This window comes from Saxibacter everestensis (genome assembly GCF_025787225.1).
Classification (GTDB): Bacteria; Actinomycetota; Actinomycetes; order Actinomycetales; family Brevibacteriaceae; genus Saxibacter; species Saxibacter everestensis.
The window spans coordinates 2,809,191-2,831,066 of record NZ_CP090958.1 but is presented as its reverse complement, the minus strand read 5'-3'; the positions used below and the strand labels follow the sequence as shown (position 1 = coordinate 2,831,066).

The window sequence follows — 21,876 nt, the reverse complement described above, 5'->3', positions numbered from 1 at the left end:
CGGAACTCAAACGACGGATGGTTCCCAACTAGGTGCTCGAGTCGTCGGACTTGCCGGCGCTGGCCTTGTCGCTGCTACCGACCTGACCCTGGGCATTCATGCCGCTGACGAAGGCACGTCGCGGGTGCTCGGTCGCCGTCATCGGCGTGATGTCCCGCGGCGTGAACTGGTTGATCAGCCAGCCGGCGAAGATTCGTGCCTTTCGGGCATAGGTCGGCATCGCCAAGCCGTGGTAGGCGCGGTCCGCGATCCAGGCCGGTAGCCCGCGCAGTCGAACCCCAAGGACGACGGCAGCGCCCTTGCCCACGCCGTAACTTGCCAGGGTGCCGAGCGACTTGTGCCGGTATTCGACCACCTCGTCATCCCGGATTGCGGCCACGATGTTCTTGGCCAGAAGTTTCGCCTGCCGCACCGCGTTCTGCGCGTTCGGCGGGTAATAAGCCGGCTGCTTCTCAGCCGTAAGGTCCGGAACCTGCGCATTGTCGCCGGCCGCCCACGCGCCGTCAACGACATCGCCGTCGTCCGTTATCACCTGGAGCCGGGCATTCGCGTTGACGTGGCCCTTGGGCCCGCGCGGCACATTCGTGGCATCCAGCACCGGATTCGGTTTCATCCCTGCAGTCCAGACAATGGTCCCGGCGGCGAAGCTGTCTCCGTCGCTAAGCACGACCTGGCCGTCGATGCACGATTTCATCGTGGTCTCGAGCCGGACGTCGATGCCGCGCTTACGCAGGTGCTGCAAGGTCCATTTCGACAGCTGCGGGCCGACCTCGACTGCGACCCGGTCCAGCGCCTCGAGCAGCACCCAGTGCATATCGGACTCGCTGACACCCGGGTAGCTGCGAAGCGCGATCTTCGCCAGATCGGAGAGTTCGGCTATCGCCTCGACCCCGGTGTAGCCGCCACCGATGAAAACGAAACTCAGTGCCTTGGCTCGCTCGGCAGGATCTGTCGTGGACGCCGCAAGCGCGATGCTGTCCAGCACCCGATTGCGCAGGTAGACACACTCCTCGACCGTCTTGAAGCCAACCGCGTTCTCCTCCAGCCCCGGGGTCGGGAAGGTGCGAGTGATCGCTCCGAGAGCGAAGACGACATGGTCGTAATCCATTCGAACAGATTCACCGTCGACTGACAGCAGGGTCGCCGTCTTCTGCTCGCAGTCCAGGTCCTGCAGCTTGCCGCGGAACAGGTCGACCCGGGGGAGAGCCTTGCGCAACTGAACCGTCACGTTCCGTGGCTCGATCTCCCCTCCGGCGACCTCCGGCAACAGCGGCTGGTACGTCATGTAGGCATTGGGTTCGACCAGGGTGATTCTCATCGAGGTCGAGGCCAGCTGTTTCTGCAGCCCCCATGCCGTGTACAGGCCGACGTAACCGCCGCCGAGGATGAGCACGTGCTGTTTCGAGGCTGACATGACAGCTGGGTCCCTTCGCCGTTTGTGAGTTCGGGCATCCGGTCCTCATTAAACACCCGGTGATCGGCCAGGAACAGGCTTCTTCTTCAGTTTTCGCCATCGCTGGGACTTGCCAGGTCGGTGCGAGCCGGCAAATATTTACCACGCGTTTAGACGAGCTGTCGACCGGCCCGGGCGGGTTCGTCCACTCAGAGCAACGGCCGAAGCGGTGCCAGGATGGTCTCGCTGACCCTGGCGACCAGGTGGCGGCGCTCCCACTCTTCGAGGGTGAGAACCCGGCTGTTGCCGCTGTCAATCTCGAAGATCCGCTCCATGTCCTTGGCCAGGTTCACATCGTAGACTTCCATGTTGATCTCGTAGTTGCCGGTCAGGCTCAGCCGGTCGATGTTGGCTGTGCCGACGGTCGTCCACTGGCCGTCGATCGTCGCGGACTTGGCATGCACCATGGCATTCTCGTAGAGCAGGATGGTCACGCCGGCCTTCAATAACTCGGTGTAGAACCCGCGGGAGAGCCAGTCCGAGACAACGTGGTTCGAGGCCTCGGGAAGTAGCACCCGCACATCCACTCCGCGGCCGGCGGCCTCGATCAGCGCCTCGAGGATCTGGCTGTCCGGAATGAAATAGGCGGTGGTGATGAAGACCCGTTGCCCGGCGCGGTTGATCGCATCGAGGTACACACTGCGGATCGGGAACACCAGGCTGGCAGGGCTGTTGGTGACCGAGCGTACTCTCGGTTCCCAGAAGCCGGCACTGGTCTCCGGGATTCTCGGTTGCTGCTTCTTCCGGTGGGTGTTCCAGTAGCTGACGAAAGCCTGGCGTAGTTCCCAGGCCGATGGACCGACGATCTTGAGATGCGTGTCACGCCATTGGGTAGCGTAGATGGAGCCAATGTTGTAGCCGCCGATAAACCCGATCTCGTCGTCGACCACAAGCACTTTGCGGTGATCCCGGCCGGTGGCACGCACGTTGGCGAGCAGAATCCCCGGCCGCACTACCGGTGATCGCAAGACTTGGATCGCGGGGTGGAACCTGAAGAAATCTGGCCGCACAACCAGGTTCGCGAACCCGTCGTAGCTCACATACACCTTGACGCCCCGCTCGGCAGCCTCGGCCAGGGCATCCTTGAACTGCTGGCCGAGTTCGTCTCCCTTCCAGATGTAGCTCTCCAGGAAGATGTGGCGTTCGGCCTGCCGGATCGCTGTCAGCATGGCCTCATAGAGGTCGGCGCCGTATGTGTAGACGGTTGTGGTCGAACCCGCGACGGTGCTTTCGAAGCTGCCGGGTCGCGGAAACCCGGAGCGCTTTGCCCGGCCGCGCTTCTTGATGGCATCGCCGACGATCAGGCCGGCGATCACGGTCAGCTGCGTCGCAGCACCTGCGAGCGCGGTGCGCCAGAGGATTCTTTTGGCAACGCTCAGCGATCCGCGTCCGATACTGGGTTTCATGAGGAAGATCCTAATCTGGTTCAGGACGCAACGTGTTCTTCTGTTCACGATCTGACGCGGTGCCGGGCGGGGCCGCCTGACGTGGTGCCGGGCGAGGCTGCCTGACGCGGCACCGCACGGGGACTGCCTGACGCGGCACTGCGCGGGGGCTGCACCGTGTGAGCAATCCCTACGCCCGGCCATTTGTGCCGGGCCCGTCCGGTTGGTTGGATAGGACGGTGAAGAAGACCCTGAACGGCGCAAGCGGTGCCGCGCACACCAAGTTATCGACGATGACGACGGGCGATGAGCTGGGCACGGAGGCTGCGCAAACAACGAACGCGGTGAACTCGCGGAGTTCGGCTGGTTTCGACATCGGCACCCGGCTCGACGGGGCGCTCGGCAGGACGGGCGTGCTGCGTACGGCACACGGCGACATCCAGACGCCGGCGTTCATTGCGGTCGGTACCAAGGCGACTGTGAAAGCAGTCCTGCCGGAAAGCATGTCCGAGCTGGGTGCCCAGGCGGTTCTTGCCAATGCGTACCACCTGTACCTGCAGCCTGGACCCGAGTTGATCGATGAGGCCGGCGGCCTGGGCGCGTTCATGAACTGGCCTGGTCCGACGTTCACGGATTCCGGCGGATTCCAGGTGATGTCACTTGGCGCCGGATTCAAGAAGGTCCTGGCGATGGACTCAGCAGGCGTGCAGTCCGACGACGTGATTGCCGCCGGGAAGACCCGGCTGGCGCACGTGGATGACGACGGCGTCACGTTCAAGTCGCACCTTGACGGCAGCAAGCACCGGTTCACCCCGGAGGTGTCGATGCAGGTACAGCACCAGATCGGTGCGGACATCATGTTCGCCTTCGACGAGCTCACGACGCTGTTGAACACCAGGGGCTACCAGGAGAGCTCACTGGAGCGAACCCGGCTGTGGGCCATCCGCTGTATAGCGGAACATCAACGGCTCAGCGAAGAGCGATCGCACCGTCCGTACCAGGCGCTGTTCGGCGTGCTCCAGGGCGCTCAGTACGAAGACCTGCGCCGGAAGGCAGCTCGGGATCTCGGTGCGATGGACTTTGATGGGTTCGGCATCGGCGGAGCCCTCGAGAAGGAAAATCTCGGCACTATCGTCCGCTGGGTCAACGAAGAGCTTCCCGAGAACAAGCCCCGCCATCTGCTCGGGATCAGCGAACCGGACGACCTTTTCGTCGCGATCGAGAACGGCGCCGACACCTTCGATTGCGTGTCGCCCTCGCGAGTGGCACGCAACGCGGCGATTTACTCCAAGGACGGCCGGTTCAATGTCACCGGTGCGCGCTATCGCCGGGACTTCGGACCGCTCGATCCGGAGTGTGATTGCTACACCTGCGCGAACTACTCCCGGGCGTACCTGCACCATCTCTTCAAGGCGAAGGAGATGGTGTCGTCGACGTTGGCGACGATCCATAACGAGAGGTTCATCGTCAGGCTGGTCGACGACATCCGGCTGAGCATCGAATCCGGGCGCTTCTACGAATTCAAGGAAGATGTTCTTGGCCGCTACTACGCGGCGAAGCGCTAGTGGGGCGCGGCGAAGCGCTAGCCGGGGGTCCAGGCCGGGTCGCGTAGCCGCCAGGCTAAGCGTCAGGCAGGACTACGACCCGGCCCAGGTTTGCGACCCGGCCCAGGTTTGCGTCAGGCAGGACTACGACCCGGCCAGGCAGGACTACGACCCGGTCCTGAGCCCGTCCGGCTCACGGACCTCTCCGTAGCTCGGCTCCCGACGCTTCACAACGCGAATAAACCAGAAAGTGATCGGCAGCACGGCGACCTCGACCAGGCATTTGTAGACGTAGCCGACGACGACATAATTCACGAACGTCCAGCCGGTTATCACGCCGTAGAAGGCGATCGTGCAGAAGACGATGGTGTCTGCCAGCTCGCCGACCCCGGTCGAGCCGAGCAGTCGCAGCCACAGCTTCTTCTCGAGCGTGCGCTCCTTGATCCGGACCAGAACCCATGAGTTGAGCAGCTGACCGACGACATAGCCGCAGATGCCGGCCAGTGCCAGGCGGGGGACAAACCCGAGGACCGCCTCGAAGGCCGCCTGATTCTGATAGTCCGGCGCGGGCGGTGAAATCTGAACCAGCCAGAAGACCAGACAGGCAACGACCAGCAGTGAGAAGCCGATCAGGATGACCTTGCGCGCGGTCTTGAAGCCGTAAACCTCGCTGAGCACGTCACCGAGAACGTATGCCAGCGGGAAGAGGAAGGCGCCGCCGTCGGTGATGATCGGTCCGAAGGCGATGAGTTTTGTGGCGGCGATATTTGAGATCAGCAGCACGGCTACGAAAACCGCGACGATTATGGCGAAATACCCCTCGCGTGCTTTTGCGAACTGCGCGCGAGGGCTTCCAGATGCGGGTTTCATTCTTCCTCCGGGTTGGTGACGTCGACCTCGGTTCCGTTGGTCAGGCGTACTAGTTCTGGGTAGGTCAGCCGGAGCATTGTGGCCGGCGTTCCGGCGCCGGCCCACAGCTCCGGAAAACGGCTCAGCGTGCTGTCGATGTACGTCGGAACCGGGCCTGGGTGCCCGGTTGGGGCGACACCGCCGATCGGCTGTCCGGTTGCCGAGCGTACTTGTTCCGCGCTGGCACGGCCAACTTTTCGCACCCCGATGGCGGTGGCCAGATATTTGGTATCGACGCGATGTGCTCCTGAGGTCATCACCAGGATGAGATGGTCATCTGCCGTGAAGATCAGGCTGTTGGCAATGGCGCCGATCTCGATCTCGAGCTGATCGGCCGCGGCCTGGGCGGTATGCGCACCAGCGCCGAGTTCCAGGATCTCTGGGGCGATGCCGTGGGCTTCGAGGGCGTCGTGAACGAGCTGGGTATTACGGTGCATTACCCCATTATTGCGTGCGTGCCCACGGAGGGCAGTTGCCTCATCGCGTCTGTGCTGCTCGTGGGCTGCTGGGAGGCAGGTTCCTCATGCGCGCACGGCAACGGCTGCGGCACCATCTCTTCCTTGACCGCGTCGTCCTTGCGCGGTTCGGTGAAATCGCCGCCGATCACGATATCGATCTTCTTGGAGTTCCGTTCGATCTCCTTCATGTCCGCGCTGTTGAAGTACAGCGCGGCGGTCAGGGCCTCGGATGCCGCATGCTTGCCGTAGCGGATCTGAACCTCGGCGTCATGCCGGGGCGGATCCTCGTCATTCCCAGGTTTGGCGACTTTGAACTTCCGCTTTTTCAGCTCCTCGGTGAGTGAGCCGGCGGCGCCGCTCCGACCGCCGGCGTTAAGCACCTGGACCGAAACCGGCTGCTTAGCGGGAGTTACGCGCTCGGTGGGGCACGTCGGCCGGAACGATAGTGAGTCGAGGGGTGACTGCACGTTCCAGAACAAGATGCCCAGGCTGTATGCCGCGAGGGCGACGACGATAGTGAATGCCACACTCAGGGTGATGATGTGGCGTCGTCGGTTTTTCAGGCGGAGCCGTCGCCTTTGATCGGCTCCTGCGTCATCGCTCATTGCTCACACCGTTCTAGTCGTCGAGTACGAGCACTCGGGCGTGCAGCACGGCACGCTGGTGGAGCGCCGAGCGGACCGCCCGGTGGAGGCCGTCTTCGAGGTACAGCGAACCCCGCCATTGGATGACGTGAGCGAACAGGTCGCCGAAGAATGTCGAGTCTTCCGCAAGCAGGGCGTCGAGGCTTAGGGTGGCTTTCGTGGTGATGAGCTCGTCGAGCCGAACCTGACGCGGAGGCACGTCGGCCCACTCTTTCGGAGTGGTCAGACCGTGGTCCGGGTACGGGCGCGAGTCACCAATTGCTTTGAAAATCACGTTCGTCAGTCTAGGTCCGCGCGGCTCCGGTCATCGTCCTGCGGGCCGTGTGGGAAGGGTTCGTTGACTAATTGTGATGAACCTCATCGCCGGAACCCGGTACGAAACCCAGCCGGAACCAATCGGTTGTGCAGAAGAACCGGCTAGGTTCGGCGGCTGCGGGTGTCGCTCAACCCGATCAGCAGGGCCAGAGTAATGAAGCCGATTACCATCAGCATGCCCATGGCGAATGCGAACGGCCACCGGTCGACGGCACCTGGGCCGGTACCGAGCGCTGCGAAAGTCACCGCCGTGATCACCGCGAGTCCGATGGACGTGCCGACCCGCTGGCCGGTCTGCATCGCACCGCCGGCGCTGCCGGCGTACTGATTCGGAACGTCGGCAAGGGTGAGTGTCTGATTCGGCGCAATCACCATGCCGCCACCGGCGCCCAGTACGCCAAGGGTCAGCAGCCACCACCAGACGCTGACGCCCTGCGTCGTCAGCAGCCCGACCACGATCGTCGCGACCAGGGCGATCAGTGCGATCGCCGTGCCGAGAACCACGAGGCGGCGGCCGTAATCGAAGGCTCGCCGGGAGGCGATAGTCGACATGATGCCGGAAGCGATGGCGCTAGGCAGGCCGATCAGCCCCGCGGCGAGTGCAGACTCGCCGAGGCCCGATTGCATGAAAAGGGAAATCAGCACCCAGATGCTGGTCATGCCGGCGAAATACGCCGAGGACAGGGCTGCACCCAGACTGTAACTGCGAATCCTGAAGATCGCCAGATCGATCATCGGCGTCCGTCCGCGTTCCTTGTACCGCCTCTCCCAACGGACGAACAGGAAGCCGAGGACGCCGGCAACCGGCAAAGTCGCCCAGATCCAGAGCCCGATCGGACTTTGCCGTTCGACGAAGGGAAGCATGACGCCAAGCGTGGCCAGGCCAAGCAAAAGCATCCCGGTCGGGTCAAGATCCCGGTTGGGTCGCCGTCGGCCTCCAGCCTGGGAGCCAGCCGGCAGCGAATCTTTGCTGCCGGCATCACGTTCACGCCGGACCAGTGGCCGCGGGAAGAGCACGAGCGCCGCGATGAACGTGGCGATGCCGATCGGCACATTGATGAAGAAGATCCAGCGCCAGCCAACCTCCGCCCCCGCCGTCGCGAGGATCACACCGCCAAGCGGCGGCCCGATGGCGGTGGCGACGCCCACTACCGCGCCGAGTATCCCGTACGCAGTTCCTCGTTCGCGGCCGCGGAAGGTTTCCTGGATCATCCCAACGGTTTGCGGATTGATCAGGCCGGCGCTGACGCCCTGGAAGCCACGGGCGATGTTGAGCGTCATCGCGTCCGGGGCAAGACCGCAGGCAAGGGACGACAGGACGAAGATCGTCACGCCGATCAGGAACAATGGCCCGCGGCCGAAAATATCGCCCAGCCGGCCGGCGCCGACGAGCACGAGCCCAAAGGTCAGGGCGTAGCCCGCCAGAATCCACTGCAGCTGGGATGAAGACGCCTGTAGCGAGCTCTCGATCGACGGCAGCGCCACGTTGACGATGCTGACGCCGAGCAACGCCATGAAGACCGTCGCCATGAAGACGGCCAGCAGTCGCCATCGGCGGGGATCGGGTGGTTCCACGCCGGTATCGCCGGTGGGTGGGGGCTCAGCCGCGTTCACACGCGTTGCCGCCCAGACCGCGGCGGAGCAGCAGCGGGCCGATTTCCGGGTCCCGGCCGCGGAATGTGCGGAAAGCCTCCAGCGGGTCGACACTGCCACCCCTGGATAGCAGTGTTTTGCGGAAATACTCTCCATTTTCCCTGGTCAGACCGCCATTGGCCTTGAACCAGTCGACGGTGTCAGCGTCGAGCACCTCGCTCCAGATATAGGAGTAGTAGCCAGCCGAATAGCCGCCAGCGAAGATGTGGTTGAAGTAGCTGGTGCGGTACCGAGGCGGGACCGCTGGCAGGTCGAGTCCGGAAGCGGCCAGTGCCTGGGACTCGAACGCCAGCGGGTCGTCGATGACCTCACCCGCCTCGAGCGCATGCCAGACCAGGTCGAGGATGGCTGCGCCGAGGTAGGAGGTCGTCGCGTAACCCTCGCCCCAGATCCGCGAAGCCAGCAGGTTGTCGATCAGCTGTTGCGGCAGCGGTTCGCCGGTCTGGAAGTGCCGGGCATAGTTCTCAACCACTTCCGGCCACAGCATCCACATCTCGTTGACCTGCGAGGGATACTCCACGAAGTCCCGCGGCACGGAGGTGCCGGAGAACCTCGGGTAGGTCACGTCGGATAGCAGGCCGTGCAGGGTGTGGCCGAACTCATGGAACAGGGTGGTGACCTCGTCCAGGGTGAGTAGAACCGGCTCGCCTGGGGCGGGCAATGAAATATTGAGGTTGTTCACCACGACCGGCTTACTACCGAGCAGGTGGGACTGGTCGACGAAGTTCGACATCCAGGCGCCGCCGCGCTTCGTCTCGCGGGTGAAGTAGTCGCCAAGGAACAGGCCGAGTTCCCCGCCGTCAGCGTCGCGCACTTCGAAGACCCGCACCTGGGGGTGGTACACCGGAAGGTCGTGGCGCTCGGTGAAGGTCAGGCCATACAGCCTGTTCGCCGCGTAGAACACGCCATCGTGCAGCACGCGTTCCAGCTCGAAGTACGGGCGGTACCTGACCGCCTCGACATCGAACTTCTGCTGCCGGACCTTGTCGCTGTAAAACTGCACATCGGCCGGCGCGACCTCCTCGACCCCCGCGAATTCGGCCAGCTCGGCCAGCTCGCGCTTTGCGTTCTGCAGGGCAGCGGGCACCAGGTCGCCGAGCATCGAGCCGACAGCATCGGTCGTCTTCGCGGTCTGGTCCTCGATCTGGTAATCCGAATGGGTCGGATACCCCAGTAGGTGCGCCCGCCGGGCGCGGAGCGCGGTGATTCTGCTGATCACGGCTCGGGTGTCGTTCTGGTTAGCTTGGGCGCCCCTGGTAACTGCAGCCTCGAACAGTGCGCGGCGGATGTTCGGGTTCTCCAGGGAGGCAAGTGCCGGCTGCTCGGTCGGCAGAACCAGACTCAACAGGAACCTGCCGGCGTGGCCGCGCTCCTCGGCAGCGTTCGCGGCGGCGCTGATCGCGTCCTCGGGCAGGCCGGCCAGGTCGGCGACGTCGTCGACGATGACTGCCGCTTCATTGGTATCGGCAAGCAGCAACTGAGCGAACTCCGAGGTCAGTGACGCCAACTCGGAGTTCAGTTGACGCAAGGTTGCCTTGTCCTCGTCGTCAAGACCGGCGCCGGCCCGCCGGAAGTTCCTCAGGTAGTCCTCGAGCAGCCGGGTCGACTCGGCATCGAGCCTTTCCGATTGCGGGTCGATGGCACGTAAGCGCGCATAAAGACCGGGATTCAGGTTGATCGCATCATGGTGTGCGGCGTACCGGGGTGAAATCTCCCTGTCGATCGCCTCGATTTCCGGCGTCGCATCCGAAGAGTGCAGGTTGAAGAAGACCCTGGCAACCCGGGTGAGCAACTGGCCGGACTGCTCCAACCGGACGACCGTGTTCGCAAAACTGGGTGGCTCTGCATCGGCAACGATGGCCGCGACCTCGTCCAGCTGCTCGGCCATGCCACGCTCGAAGGCCGGCATGAAGTGTTCGTCCCGGATCCGGCCGAAGGGTGGCAACTGATACGGCAGGTCGCTTGCCGAGAAGAACGGATTGTCATCCGGGGTCATCTCTATACTCCTTGGGCGTTGAATAGTCTTACCGTATCGGGTGCCGGCGGACGAAGGTAAAGAATCGTTGGACGACCGGCGATTGCAGGCTACCGTCAAGCCAGGCGACGCCGAGGTCCCGGTGACTGTCGGCCCCTTCCAGCGGAAGCTCGACTGTTGCGGCGCCGTGGCTGAAATGCGCCTTCGGCACAATGGCGACTCCCAGGCCTGCGCCGGCAAGTCCGCGCAGTGTCTCGATGTCGGTTCCTTCGAACTCGACGCAAGGCTGCAGGCCGTCCGCTGACAGTAAGCGGTCGGTCAGGGTCCGCATGCCGTGCCCCGGCGTCATGGCAAGGTACGGATAGCGCACCACGTCGCGCAGAGACACGGTGCCGTTGGCACTGCCTGCGGCCGCCGCGACCAGCGGATGTCCGGGTTCGGCGACAACCATCAGCTGCTGGGTGTGCAGTTGTTGCCAGCGCAGAGACTCGTCGTCGGGCCGCGGACCGGTGAGTATCAGGTCGAGATCGCGCCGCTTCAGCATGTCGATGATCGCACCCGCCGCGGCCTGGCGCAGCTGGAACCGGATCCGCGGCGCCTCGGCCCGAAACGCCTGCAGAATATCGGGAACCAGCCAGGCTCCCAGTGAGTGCAGGAAGCCGAGCCGGATGCTGCCCTGCTCAGGGTCGTCGATGCCCTGAACCATCTCCAGGCCGGTTTCCAGTTCCGCCAGCGCGGTCCGAGCATGCGGCAGGAACGCCCGGCCGTGCTGATTGAGCTGGACTGTACGTCCCACCCGGTCGAACAGCTCCCTGCCGAGTTCGCGTTCCAGCCTCGAGATGGTGCGGGAGATCGTGGGCTGCGGACGACGCAGCATCGCTGCCGCCGTGGTCACGCTCTCGGCGTCGGCTACGGCGAGAAAGGCCCGAAGGCTCTCGGCATCCATCGACCCAGCTTATACGTCAGGCGTATAGGTTTGCAGCAGAATAAGCATTTAACATATGAGTTGTTCGGCGTGACACTGGTGTCGTGACACCGATAACGCCCTGCGAAACCCCGGCCGACCTAGACGGCGGATACCGGAAGGGTTCCCCCGAGCTCCGCCGGGCGGGAGTCGCTCTCTTCCTGGCCGGCATCGCAACGTTCGCTCAGCTGTACAGCACGCAGGCGATCCTGCCCGAGCTCAGCAGACAGTTCGGCATTACGCCGGCCGATGCATCGCTGTCGGTTTCGGTCAGCACCGCCGGAATCGGCGTGGGCTTGCTCATCGCGGGCCCGCTATCCGAAGTCGTCGGGCGCACCCGGCTGATCCATTTCTCGCTGTTCGCCGCGGGCGCGATGGCGATCCTCTGCGTATTCGCTCCCTCATGGCAGTGGCTGCTGGTGGGCCGTGGGATAGAGGGCCTGGCACTTGCCGGTTTGCCGGCCGTTGCCGCGGTCTACCTACGGGAAGAGGTGCACGCCAGCCTCGCGTCATCCGCGACTGGGCTCTACATCGCCGGGACGACGTTCGGCGGAATGGCAGGCCGGTTGATCAGCGCCGGACTCACCGAATGGGGCTCACGGGTCGGCACATCGGGCTGGCCGATCCCAATCGAAGTCTGGCAGCTGGCGGTCGGCGGAAACGCTGTGCTTGCCCTCGGCTGTGCGGTGGCCTGCCTGGTCTTGCTGCCCGCATCGCGACGGTTCGTGCCGGCGCCGCGCAGCATCCGCCATCTGGCCCGCCAGTCAATTCGCGTTTTCGCCGATCCGGCCCTGCTGGCTTTGTATGGCATCGCCGCGTTGATGATGGGTGCTTTCGTCGGCGTCTACAACACGATCGGATTCCGGCTGGAGGCCGAGCCCTATCTGCTGAGCGTTGGCCTGGCCGGGCTGGTGTTCTGCGTCTATCCGGTCGGCGGCGTCGGCTCGGTGATTGCTGGAAGGCTTGCCGACCGGTTCGGGCAGCGCGCGATCGTTCCGGCCGCGGCTACCATCACCATCATCGGCCTGCTGCTGATGGCCGCCCGGCCGCTTCCGCTGATTATCGTCGGCATTGCCCTGATGACGGCTGGTTTCTTCGCCGTGCACGGGGTGGCCTCCGGCTGGGTGGCGGCTCGGGCCGGAGCCGGCGTCGGGGGAGCCGGGCAGGCTGTCGCAATGTACATGTTGTTCTACTATCTGGGCTCGTCCGTCGGCGGAAGCGCTGCCGGTGTGGCCTTCTCCGGCTTTGGCTGGTCAGGGGTAACCGTGCTGACGGTTTCCCTGGTCGGCCTCGCGCTGGTGCTCGGCCTGCTCCTGCGCCGGACTAAGCGGCTGACCCGCAGGTGAATGCGGCCGGCCGGATGCCAGCCGGCTGAATCGTCGGTTTGTGGCTGAGTCGTGGGTTGTTTCGCACGTCTCGATGACAAACCCACGACTCGGCCGGGCGTAGGGAGTTTGTTGCGCGCCGGTGGCAGTTTAGAGTCAGGCTATGGCTGATGTGAACAAGGTGGCGGAGCAAGAAGCCGACCTCGGTGTCGAGGAGGATGGGCCACGTCATGCCGATCAGCTTGCGAAGCCCGCGGCGCAAGAAACCGACCTCGGTATCGAGGAGGACGGGCCACGTCATGCCGATCAGCCTGCGAAGTCTCCGGCGCTGCGGGTGAAGGCGTTCCGGATCGGGCTCACCGGAACACTCGGTGTCGGTGTCGGACTGCTGATCTGGGGCGCGGTCGCCTCGCTCGGCACCGTGCTGACCTACATCGGCGTCGCGCTGTTTCTCGCCTTCGGACTCGACCCGGTCGTCTCCGGACTGGAACGTAAGGGCCTGCGCAGGTCGCTCGCGGTGGCCACTGTGTTCGTCGCGCTGATCCTTGCCTTCACCGGGATTATCTTCGCGATACTCCCGGTGCTGGTGAACCAGATCCGGACCGTGGTCACCGACCTGCCCGACATCGTCAACGACATAGCCACGACACCCTGGGTTGAAAATCTGGAACAGACGCTCAATGGAGTGGTCGATATCGACGGGCTGGTCACCGGTGCCGGCGATTTCGTCAGCGACCCGAATAATCTGCTGAGCATCGGCGGCGGTGTCCTGGCAGTCGGGGCCGGCATCGCAAGCAGCGTTACCGGGGTGATTATCGTCCTGATCCTGACGCTCTACTTCATCTCCTCCTTGACGACGATCAAGCAGGCATTCTATAAAATGCTGCCGGCCAGCGACGTCGCCGAGTTTTCATCCGTTGCCGACGAAATCACGGCCTCGGTCGGCCGCTACGTTCTGGGTCAGGTATCGCTCGCCCTGGTCAACGGCGTGCTGAGCCTGATTTTCCTGAGCATCATCAAGGCGCCGATGCCGTCGCTGCTGGCCTTCATCGCCTTCCTTGGCTCGCTGATCCCGCTGGTAGGAACTCTCAGCGGTTCGATCATCATCGTGGTTGTCTGCCTGTTTGCTTCGCCGCTTACCGCGCTGGTGGCCGGCATCTACTACCTGGTCTACATGCAGATCGAGGCCTATCTGCTCAGCCCGCGGATCATGAACAAGGCGGTGGAGATTCCAGGCGCCATCGTCGTCATCGCGGCGATTGCCGGCGGCACCCTCGGCGGCATCCTTGGTGCGCTGGTCGCCATCCCGGTAGCCGCCTCGATCCTGATCATCATTCGGCGCGTCGTCGTGCCCAGACAGGCGCTTAAATAGCGATGAACCCGACTCCGGGACTCAGCCGCCGGCTGGGAACTCTGGATGCCGTCGTGATCGGCCTGGGCTCGATGATCGGGGCCGGAATCTTCGCGGCGTTCACTCCGGCGGCCGAGGCGGCCGGCGGGTGGCTGCTGCTCGGCCTCGCGATCGCTGCGGTCGTCGCCTTCTGTAACGCGACGTCGAGTGCGCAGCTTGCAGCCGAGTATCCGCGGTCAGGCGGAACTTACGTCTACGGCCGGGAGCGGCTGGGGCACTGGCAGGGGTTTCTCGCCGGCTGGGGCTTCGTGATCGGCAAGACGGCGAGCTGTGCGGCGATGGCGCTGACGTTTGCCAGTTACGCCGCTCCTGCCGGCTGGGAGAAGCCCGTCGCAGTCGGTGCCGTGCTGGGGCTTACCGCGGTGAACTACTGCGGGGTAACCCGGACCGCGCGGCTGACCCGGGTGATCGTCACGCTGGTGCTACTGGCGCTCGCCCTGGGGGTTACAGCGACCTTGGCGGGTAATCCGGGAGCGATGGCGGGTAATCCGGGAGCGGTGGCGGGTAATCCGGCAGCGATGGCCGGGGCAACTGCCACGCCAGACGCCGGGAACGGGGCAGAAGCAACGTCGCCGCTTGCCTCTGCCTATGGCATCCTCCAGTCCGCCGGACTGTTGTTCTTCGCCTTCGCCGGTTACGCGCGGATCGCGACAATGGGTGAGGAGGTGCGGAATCCAACCCGGACCATTCCGCGCGCCATTGTGATTTCACTGCTGATCGCCGTCGTGCTCTATGCCATTGTCGGCGGCGCCCTGCTGCTCGTCCTCGGGTCGGAGGGGGTCGCCGCAACAGCCACGCCGCTCGCGACCGCTGTGTCCCTCGGCTCGTGGGTTTGGGCGGTTCCGGTGGTGCGTTTCGGGGCAGCGCTCGCGGCACTTGGCGCGCTGCTGGCCCTGATTGCCGGCATTGGCAGGACCAGTTTCTCGATGGCGCGGGAAGGTGACCTGCCACGCTGGCTGGCCGAAGTGCATCCGCGCTTTCACGTTCCGCATCGGGCCGAAGTCATCGTGGGGGTCGCAGTATCCGTGCTGGTCGTCACGGTCGACCTTCGCGAGGCAATCGGTTTCTCGTCGTTCGGCGTGCTGCTGTACTACTTCGTTGCTAACGCCGCCGCGTTCACCCAGACCGGCGACAGCAGGCGATTCCCGAAATGGCTGCAGGTCGCCGGGGCGGTGCTGTGCTGCGTGCTCGTCGTGACGCTGCCGCCAGCGTCGGTGCTGGGTGGCGTAGCGGTCTTTCTCGTCGGCATCGGCTACCGGGTGATTCGACGTACCATCGCCGCGCGGCGGGAGTAGCTGCGACGGTCGCTACCAGGGCTCGACTTCGATCGCCAGCCGGGCGGCAATTCCGTCCAGGAGTTGATTGGCAAGGCCGACCAGCTTGGCAACTTCCTTCTCGTCGCGCTCGATCCAGCGGCACTGCGGCTCCGAATGCACCGGCACGAAGTCCCTGTGTTCCTCCCAGACGAACAATGTGCGCTCGGCACCCAGCACGTACTGCTGCCACCAGATCTGGCGCAGGTATGGGCGAGGAACCGTGCGAAACGGTTTCACGGTTGTCTTGATCTCGGCAAGCATCGGCTCCCCATTGTGAAGGAAGCCGACTCCGTCGGGCGTGGCCAGATGTCGTCTGTCCCCGGCCGCGTGAAAGAGCTGTGAGCTTGAGTGGATTCCGTGCTGCTCAAGCACCCAGCGTGCGATATGAGGCTCGCGGACCTTGCCGTGTTCGGTGAACGCGCTGCCACCGAAACGGCTGCCCTGGAACTTGGCTTTGACGGCTGCCTGGACGGATGCCGGCGTGGAGAGCTTGGCGACGTCCGTAGCCGTGACCCCCTGGGCGCGCGCCCGCAGCCAGCCGATCCGGTCCGTTGAGTCGGCGACGATTCGGCCAAGGAGTGCCTGGCGGGGCGACATGGCAGCATTTCCGGCGCCTGCCGTCCGGTCGGTTGAGTCGGGAGGAGCTGATGGCGCGCGGTGCAAAGTCACCTAACGATCCTAGGCGTAAGCGGATCGATGCCGGCTGACCGACAGGCACCGATCTGCCTACGCTTCGGCCGGCTAGCGGCTGGTGCGCCGACGGAACAACCAGGCGCCCCAGCCGACCGCAATCAGGATTATCAGCAGGCACCAGCCCAGCGCCCACCAGGCACTGTTTCCGATGTCCGTGCCGGTGAGCAGCCCGCGGATGGTCTCGATGACCGGCGTGATCGGCTGGTTCTCCGCTATCCACTGCAGCCAGCTCGGCATCGAGTCGACCGGTACGAACGCGCTGGACAGGTACGGCAGGAACATCAGGATGAAGCCATATCCGCTGGCCGCGGCTGTGCTTTTCGCGGCCAGGCCGATTGCGGAATATAGCCAGGTAATGGCCAGGATGTACAGCGCGATCACGCCGATTGCCGCACACCATTCGGCTGGCCCCGCGGTTGTGTTGAAACCCAGCAGGAAAGCGACGATCACGACGATCGCGGTCGCCACCAGGTTGCGGGCCAGGCTGGCCACAACATGACCGGTCAGCACCGCGTAGCTTTGAATCGGCATTGTCCGGAACCGGTCGACGATTCCATTGGTCATGTCCTCGGCAACGTCGACTGCCGTTTGAGCTGAGCCGTAGCCGGCACATAGCAGGATGATCCCCGGCACCACGTAATCGACGTAGTCGCCGCCTGTTTCCATCGCGCCGCCAAAGATGAAGACGAACATCAACATCAGCAGCACCGGTAAGGCGATGGCCATGATCAGGGCGTCGACGTTGCGCAACGTGTGCCTGAGACTTCTGCCAATGAAGACCAGATTGGTCACACCGACGCCGGGCGCGTTCGGCGGGGTTGCTGTCGTGATCGTCATGACTTCGCGTCCTCCAGTTCGCTTGTTGTTGAGACTGTTCCGGTTCGGATTTCGGTTTCGGCAGAGACATGTCCGGTCAGTGCGATGAAGACATCGTCAAGGCTGGGCTTGCGGAGGTGGACACGTCCGCCCGTCGGTGCGACCGACGCGAGCTCATCGATGGCGGAGCGCAGCCCATCGATGCTGCCATCTGTCGGGATCTCCCTGATGGTGGCATCGTCCTCGTTGGATAGCTGCACCACTTCGCCGCCGACGCGGCCCTTGAGTTCGCTGGCGGTGCCCTCGGCCGCGACGATGCCGTTATGGATCACGGCGATGCGATCCGCAAGCTGGTCGGCCTCTTCGAGGTATTGGGTGGTCAGGAAGATCGTGGTGCCCTGAGCTGCCAGGCCCTGGATGATGAGCCAGAGGGCCTGTCGGCTTCGGGTGTCGAGTCCGGTTGTCGGTTCATCGAGAAATATCACCGGGGGACTGCTGAGCAGGCTGATCGCCAGGTCGAGCCGGCGGCGCATCCCGCCGGAGTATGCCTTGACTCGCTTGTCGGCCGCCTCCACGAGGTCGAACTGCTTGAGCATCTCATTTGCGCGCACCCTCGCTTCCTGTGTGCCGAATCCTGAGAGTCGCGCCATCATCCGGAGGTTCTCCGCCCCGGTCAGCACTTCGTCGACAGCGGCGTACTGGCCGGTCAGACTGATCGCGCGACGGACCTTGTCCGGCTCACGAACTACGTCATGTCCTGCCACTCGCACTGCTCCGGAATCCGGCGAGGTCAACGTGCTGAGGATGTTGATCAGGGTGGTTTTACCCGCACCATTAGGGCCGAGCAGGGCGAATACGGTGCCGGCGCGTACCCGGAGATCGATGCCGGCCAGGACTGCCTGCTTGCCGAATGACTTGTGGAGGCCCGCTACGTCGATTGCGAAATCGGTCATGAATCCAATCCTTTCTGTGTATGTAATAAACAGCGTAGCAGGTACACGGTATGTGTTGTAAACAGTTTTTGCTTTTTTCGATACAGTTGGCTCCAGACGACGTCCGCTAGACAGCGGAGCGCACGCTAGGAGGGCCGCACTATGACCGATGCGCTTGATGAGGGTCTGCCGCGGGCGTTGGCCTTGACCTGGGGGATCGCGGCGCATCCGCAACGGGGCCCGAAACGTGAGCTGAGTATCGAACGGATCATCGAGGCCGCAGTCGAGATTGCGGATGCCGAAGGACTGTCCGGCGTGACCATGAGCAAGGTGGCAAGTGTTCTCGGCTTCACCACGATGTCGTTGTACCGCTATGTGACCAGCAAAGATGATCTGCTGCTGCTGATGCAGGAAATGATCACCGCGTTCCCTGTGCCGGCGGAATCGGACAGTGCAGACTGGGAAGCGGGCCTGCGAGGTTGGGTTATTACGATCCGTAACTGCTACCTGGACCATCCATGGTTGCTCGACATCCCTGTCTCCGAGCTCCAGCTGATGACGCCGAACAATCTGCTGGTTGTGGATTGGGCGCTGCGGGAAATGCGTCAGCTGCCGCTGAATGAACAGGAGAAGATGTCGGTAATCCTTACGCTGAGCGGGCTGACCCGGACATTCGGCCTGATGCAACGCGATATCGAAAGCTCACGCCAGTCTGTCGAGCCCGGTGTGTGGGAAAAGTACGGTGCGGCCCTGGCGGAGCTGGTGACCGAGAGTCAGTTCCCGGATCTTTTCCCGGTGGTTCATGCCGGCAGGTACGTTGGCGGTGCCGATGATGGCTTTGATGATTTCAAGTTCGCCGTGCGGCTGGTTTTCGACGGCGTCATTCGCCATGTCGAACTCGGCGGTACCGCTTCCGATCCGGCTGCCGGGGAACGGGGTGCCGACGTTGCCGGGACGCCGGTCGCTTCCGATCCGGGAGCCGGAACTGGCTCCGATGAACTTGAGCAGGCGGTTTCGAAGGACAAGGGCGTCCGGGAAGCTGCCAGGGAGCGACGCGAGGCAGAGGCGAAGCTGCGCGAGGCGTTGAAGCGCGAGAAAGATGCCCGGAAGCGCGCGCGTGAGCGGACGGTACGGGAAGCGGAGAAGGCGCAGCGTGCTGCCGAGAAGGCCGCGCGTGCGGCGGAGAAGCCTCGGAACTAAGTCGCCGGACCCACCGGCCGACGAGGTGAACCGGCCTGCAATCCACGCTGGTTTCGCAGGTCGGCTTCACGTGTGGCGGAGAATAGGAGATTTGAACCCCTGAGGGCGTTAACGATTTCTCCAGTCTTCTACCGGGATTAGTCGGGCCAAAATCGGCCGCGTTGAACACCCTTCGAACGCTTCATCTGGCTGCCGCCCAATGGCCTCGGCCTGACTGCCGGTAGCTGAACACGCTCTTCCGCCCGCTCATACCGGGACCCCTGCTGCGTAGGCTCAATTTGCCAGGATCTTGCTGGAGAACGCCGATGTCAGCCGCTGTGCGCGGCTGGCAGGATCGAACTCAACCGTGAACCTCGTGCTCCTGACGTTCCTTCGCCTGGAGTTCTCGCTTGGTGCACGCCCCTGACCGCAAATAATGGTTAGGTGGGCATCAACGTGTCACAACCGTAAACGTACGGGCCTTTGGCTTGCCGCTTTCCATCCACTTCGCCTCGATCTTGAGGGTGGTGTTCTTAAGTGGGATGAGACCCCATCGGCGAGCAGATTCCGCATGAATAGTGACAGGGCCTGCCGGACCCTCGAAACGGAAAGCCTGAGATTCGGGATCGTCAGCGTCCGAGATATTGAACGTCAAATCCTCCGCATCAGTGCCAGATAGGTTGCGAACTTCAAGATGATTGTGCCGTGTTCGGGTCTTGATTTTCCCCTTACTATCGACCCCCACCTGCTCTTTCTCATGTACGTGTTCCCACGTCAAACGCGCGCCAGTTTTGGAAGATGCAGTGAGCCCTTCACCCCAGCCTCGATCGTCAATGTCCGCCTCTAGCGCGCGAGCAATCTGCGCCGCCAGATCGCCCGGGTCTGCGTAGTCACCGAGCAATCCATCGGCCTCAAGTTGCTGCTTGAACTCAGTAAGCGCGGTCAGTTGATCCAAGTCTGAGTCCCTCGGAATAGACTCAGTTGAGAAGTAGACGTGGACAGGTTTGCCCTGTTCGTGCGCTCGTCGAATCTCTTCAGCGGTGCCGGAGACGTCCGTGCCTGTTTGCGTCCCTAGGCGGGAATCGAAGAACGCGACGACTACGTCGGCCCGGTCGAGTGCTTGGGAGTTGATGAGCGCCTGAGCGCGACCGCCCATCTGAGCAACTGCGTGCCGCTCATAGAGCCACGGTAGAGAGACCACGCCTTGCCGCAGCCCGGTGGTCACGTTCCAGTCGTTCAGCTTGTCACGAACCGCAGCACGTTCCTCTAGAGCGTCACCTGGCGAAGCGACGAGAACGAGAAGGCTGTGAACAGTGGTCGGCACGGGAGTTCCCTTCACGGTATGCGGCCGTTGTCTAAGTGACCTCATAGTATGTGAGAGCGGCCCAGGCATTGGCCATTCGATCTCTCGGCCGGACTACGTTCGGTTTCCCGCGCGGAGCAGGAATCCGGACGACCCCACCGCGATAACCCGAAGCCGTCGTCCAGAACCCGTCTGGATACTTTGGGCCCTAAGCCCCCCGCTTGCTGGACAAGCTTGAGGAGTAGGTATGGAGCGCCTCAAATTCGAGTTCAATACCGTGCCTGGGCTGGACGATACCTGGGTCTCGTCCGAACGGATCGCCGACCTCACGGTGAACGACACCGCGGGAAAGGGAACGCCGCTGGATGTCACGAGGCTGCGCGAGCTCTTCGAGATCCTTAGAGACCCCGGGTTGTGGTCGATACAAGTGACGATCCCCACCACCCCTGAATCGGAGGGCTGGCGCAAGGCACTTAGCTCGTTCGCATTCAGGACAGCTCTGAACGTCTCGCCAGGCGATCTGATGCTTCTATCGGTGAGGAGCCCTGTGGGGGCGTTTGGGCATGAAGAAACCCCCGGGGTTCCCGGGGGTTTCTTCTCCCTGCGGAGGATAGGGGATTTGAACCCCTGAGGGCGTTAACCCAACACGCGTTCCAGGCGTGCGCCATAGGCCGCTAGGCGAATCCTCCGTCGAGAACTTTACCGGACGCAGCCCGAAAAGTAAGAATCGGAGCCCCTGCCACCGGCGGACCCTGCGACGAATAAGGGGTCGTCACCGCCGATGTGACCTGCGGTTTTGCTGTTGTTACACTTGATGCAGACCCCTCGTGTGGCGTCATCCTGCGAACTCCCCCAGGGCCGGAAGGCAGCAAGGGTAAGTAGGCTCTGGCGGGTGCGCGGGGGGTCCTTTGCTTTCTCCTCAGTGGTTATGGCGGGACAGCGGTTATGGCTGTGGCCGGTCAGTCCCGCCGGTGGACGGTCAGTCCTTTTCGTAGAAGTACGGTGGCCGGGCGACGAAACTGCTCATCCCCACGCTGCCCCTGACCTCGATCGTCGGTTTGCCCGCTGCGGCCTGGCCGATCTTGTTGCGCACGGTGCCCCATGACTTGTTCAGTTCTTCGGTGTCCACGCCCCAGCCTTCCGGCATGATGAGCACCACGGCGCCGCTTCCCGGCCGGATCGTAAGGTCGACGACGTCGAACGGACAGCTCGCATACATGAAGTTCAGCTTCACATTGGCGAACAGGGGCTCAGCCTCGATCACCGCCGGCACCTCCCAGGCACCCGAGCGGCTCTGATTGTCCAGGGTTGCCCGCAGTATCAGCGGCTTGTCGTCTCGGCCCGGCTTCCGTGCCGGACTGCGCAGCACCGGCGCGTGCTCGGACGGCATTGCTGTGACCGGAAGGTCGGCGACCAACTCGTCGAGTTCAGCATAAGTTTTGGCAGCGTAGGCACGTTCAAGCCGTTCGTCCAGTTCGTCCAGGTCGAGCCGGCCATCGCCCGCGCTCTGGCGCAGAACCTCGGCCACGGCTTCGCGATCGTTGTCGCCCGCCCGCAGCGTCTTCCTCGGCGAAGCATGGTCGTTTTCTGACATGTCAAGA

Annotated in this window: 20 protein-coding genes, 1 tRNA gene and 1 other RNA gene; 7 read left to right on the top strand and 15 right to left on the bottom strand. The window is 63.5% G+C overall.

Annotated features, from left to right (window positions below; translation table 11 throughout):
* Positions 1 to 28: 28 nt before the first annotated feature.
* Positions 29 to 1,414, bottom strand: a complete 1,386-nt coding sequence (locus LWF01_RS13515; protein ID WP_349637888.1) for an NAD(P)/FAD-dependent oxidoreductase — start codon at positions 1,412 to 1,414, stop codon at positions 29 to 31.
* Positions 1,415 to 1,602: 188 nt separating this feature from the next.
* Positions 1,603 to 2,859 carry a phospholipase D-like domain-containing protein gene (locus tag LWF01_RS13510; protein ID WP_349637887.1) on the bottom strand — a complete coding sequence of 419 codons (1,257 nt, stop codon included), beginning with the start codon at positions 2,857 to 2,859 and terminating at the stop codon, positions 1,603 to 1,605.
* A 272-nt stretch (positions 2,860 to 3,131) separates the two neighbouring features.
* Between LWF01_RS13510 and tgt the strand changes: the two genes are divergently transcribed.
* Positions 3,132 to 4,403, top strand: coding sequence for a tRNA guanosine(34) transglycosylase Tgt (tgt, locus tag LWF01_RS13505; RefSeq protein WP_349640929.1), 1,272 nt, complete (start codon positions 3,132 to 3,134; stop codon positions 4,401 to 4,403).
* A 144-nt stretch (positions 4,404 to 4,547) separates the two neighbouring features.
* On the opposite strand, the gene LWF01_RS13500 is transcribed toward tgt, so the two are convergent.
* The 7 genes from LWF01_RS13500 to LWF01_RS13470 form a co-directional block, all read right to left on the bottom strand.
* A complete protein-coding gene (locus LWF01_RS13500) occupies positions 4,548 to 5,252 on the bottom strand; it encodes a queuosine precursor transporter (RefSeq protein ID WP_349637886.1) in 705 nt (234 codons plus the stop codon).
* Positions 5,249 to 5,728, bottom strand: a complete 480-nt coding sequence (locus LWF01_RS13495; protein WP_349637885.1) for a YbaK/EbsC family protein — start codon at positions 5,726 to 5,728, stop codon at positions 5,249 to 5,251. The genes LWF01_RS13500 and LWF01_RS13495 overlap by 4 nt, the downstream gene beginning before the upstream one ends.
* Positions 5,728 to 6,354 carry a LytR C-terminal domain-containing protein gene (locus tag LWF01_RS13490; RefSeq protein WP_349637884.1) on the bottom strand — a complete coding sequence of 209 codons (627 nt, stop codon included), beginning with the start codon at positions 6,352 to 6,354 and terminating at the stop codon, positions 5,728 to 5,730. Before LWF01_RS13490 ends, LWF01_RS13495 begins: the two co-directional genes overlap by 1 nt.
* A 13-nt stretch (positions 6,355 to 6,367) precedes the next feature.
* Positions 6,368 to 6,667 (bottom strand): type II toxin-antitoxin system VapB family antitoxin, encoded by a 300-nt coding sequence (locus LWF01_RS13485; RefSeq protein WP_349637883.1) that lies wholly within the window; start codon positions 6,665 to 6,667, stop codon positions 6,368 to 6,370.
* Between the two features lie 143 nt (positions 6,668 to 6,810).
* Positions 6,811 to 8,322 carry an MFS transporter gene (locus LWF01_RS13480; protein ID WP_349637882.1) on the bottom strand — a complete coding sequence of 504 codons (1,512 nt, stop codon included), beginning with the start codon at positions 8,320 to 8,322 and terminating at the stop codon, positions 6,811 to 6,813.
* Entirely contained in the window at positions 8,309 to 10,357 is a 2,049-nt protein-coding gene (locus tag LWF01_RS13475) for a M3 family metallopeptidase (protein WP_349637881.1), read from the bottom strand. Before LWF01_RS13475 ends, LWF01_RS13480 begins: the two co-directional genes overlap by 14 nt.
* A gap of 28 nt (positions 10,358 to 10,385) precedes the next feature.
* Positions 10,386 to 11,282, bottom strand: a complete 897-nt coding sequence (locus tag LWF01_RS13470; protein ID WP_349637880.1) for a LysR substrate-binding domain-containing protein — start codon at positions 11,280 to 11,282, stop codon at positions 10,386 to 10,388.
* Positions 11,283 to 11,365: 83 nt separating this feature from the next.
* Here LWF01_RS13470 and LWF01_RS13465 point away from each other — a divergent pair, with 83 nt between their 5' ends.
* The 3 genes from LWF01_RS13465 to LWF01_RS13455 all read left to right on the top strand — a co-directional run bounded on the left by LWF01_RS13465 (position 11,366) and on the right by LWF01_RS13455 (position 15,331).
* Positions 11,366 to 12,646: an MFS transporter gene (locus LWF01_RS13465; protein WP_349637879.1), complete on the top strand. Its 1,281-nt coding sequence runs from the start codon at positions 11,366 to 11,368 to the stop codon at positions 12,644 to 12,646.
* A gap of 142 nt (positions 12,647 to 12,788) precedes the next feature.
* Positions 12,789 to 13,997 (top strand): AI-2E family transporter, encoded by a 1,209-nt coding sequence (locus LWF01_RS13460; protein WP_349637878.1) that lies wholly within the window; start codon positions 12,789 to 12,791, stop codon positions 13,995 to 13,997.
* A 2-nt stretch (positions 13,998 to 13,999) separates the two neighbouring features.
* Positions 14,000 to 15,331: an APC family permease gene (locus tag LWF01_RS13455; protein ID WP_349637877.1), complete on the top strand. Its 1,332-nt coding sequence runs from the start codon at positions 14,000 to 14,002 to the stop codon at positions 15,329 to 15,331.
* A gap of 12 nt (positions 15,332 to 15,343) precedes the next feature.
* Here the strand turns inward: LWF01_RS13455 and LWF01_RS13450 are convergent, their stop codons facing one another.
* From LWF01_RS13450 to LWF01_RS13440, 3 genes are all read right to left on the bottom strand, one after another.
* Positions 15,344 to 16,021, bottom strand: a complete 678-nt coding sequence (locus LWF01_RS13450) for a YqaJ viral recombinase family protein (RefSeq protein ID WP_432761962.1) — start codon at positions 16,019 to 16,021, stop codon at positions 15,344 to 15,346.
* A gap of 72 nt (positions 16,022 to 16,093) precedes the next feature.
* Positions 16,094 to 16,882 (bottom strand): ABC transporter permease, encoded by a 789-nt coding sequence (locus LWF01_RS13445; RefSeq protein WP_349637876.1) that lies wholly within the window; start codon positions 16,880 to 16,882, stop codon positions 16,094 to 16,096.
* Positions 16,879 to 17,814, bottom strand: a complete 936-nt coding sequence (locus tag LWF01_RS13440) for an ATP-binding cassette domain-containing protein (protein ID WP_349637875.1) — start codon at positions 17,812 to 17,814, stop codon at positions 16,879 to 16,881. Before LWF01_RS13440 ends, LWF01_RS13445 begins: the two co-directional genes overlap by 4 nt.
* Positions 17,815 to 17,955: 141 nt before the next feature.
* Here LWF01_RS13440 and LWF01_RS13435 point away from each other — a divergent pair, with 141 nt between their 5' ends.
* On the top strand, positions 17,956 to 18,993 hold the full coding sequence (locus LWF01_RS13435; protein ID WP_349637874.1) for a TetR/AcrR family transcriptional regulator: 1,038 nt from the start codon (positions 17,956 to 17,958) through the stop codon (positions 18,991 to 18,993).
* Between the two features lie 430 nt (positions 18,994 to 19,423).
* Here the strand turns inward: LWF01_RS13435 and LWF01_RS13430 are convergent, their stop codons facing one another.
* Complete coding sequence (locus LWF01_RS13430; RefSeq protein WP_349637873.1) at positions 19,424 to 20,296, bottom strand: DUF4062 domain-containing protein; 873 nt, start codon at positions 20,294 to 20,296, stop codon at positions 19,424 to 19,426.
* A gap of 226 nt (positions 20,297 to 20,522) precedes the next feature.
* Between LWF01_RS13430 and LWF01_RS13425 the strand changes: the two genes are divergently transcribed.
* Positions 20,523 to 20,906, top strand: a complete 384-nt coding sequence (locus LWF01_RS13425; RefSeq protein ID WP_349637872.1) for a hypothetical protein — start codon at positions 20,523 to 20,525, stop codon at positions 20,904 to 20,906.
* On the opposite strand, the gene LWF01_RS13420 is transcribed toward LWF01_RS13425, so the two are convergent.
* A tRNA-Ser gene (locus tag LWF01_RS13420) sits at positions 20,880 to 20,964 on the bottom strand. The two genes, LWF01_RS13425 and LWF01_RS13420, sit on opposite strands and share 27 nt — an antisense overlap.
* Positions 20,965 to 21,091: 127 nt before the next feature.
* Here LWF01_RS13420 and ffs point away from each other — a divergent pair.
* Positions 21,092 to 21,187, top strand: an RNA gene (ffs, locus tag LWF01_RS13415) — signal recognition particle sRNA small type.
* Positions 21,188 to 21,254: 67 nt separating this feature from the next.
* Here ffs and LWF01_RS13410 read toward each other — a convergent pair.
* On the bottom strand, positions 21,255 to 21,869 hold the full coding sequence (locus tag LWF01_RS13410; protein WP_349637871.1) for a DUF1707 SHOCT-like domain-containing protein: 615 nt from the start codon (positions 21,867 to 21,869) through the stop codon (positions 21,255 to 21,257).
* Positions 21,870 to 21,876 lie beyond the last annotated feature (7 nt).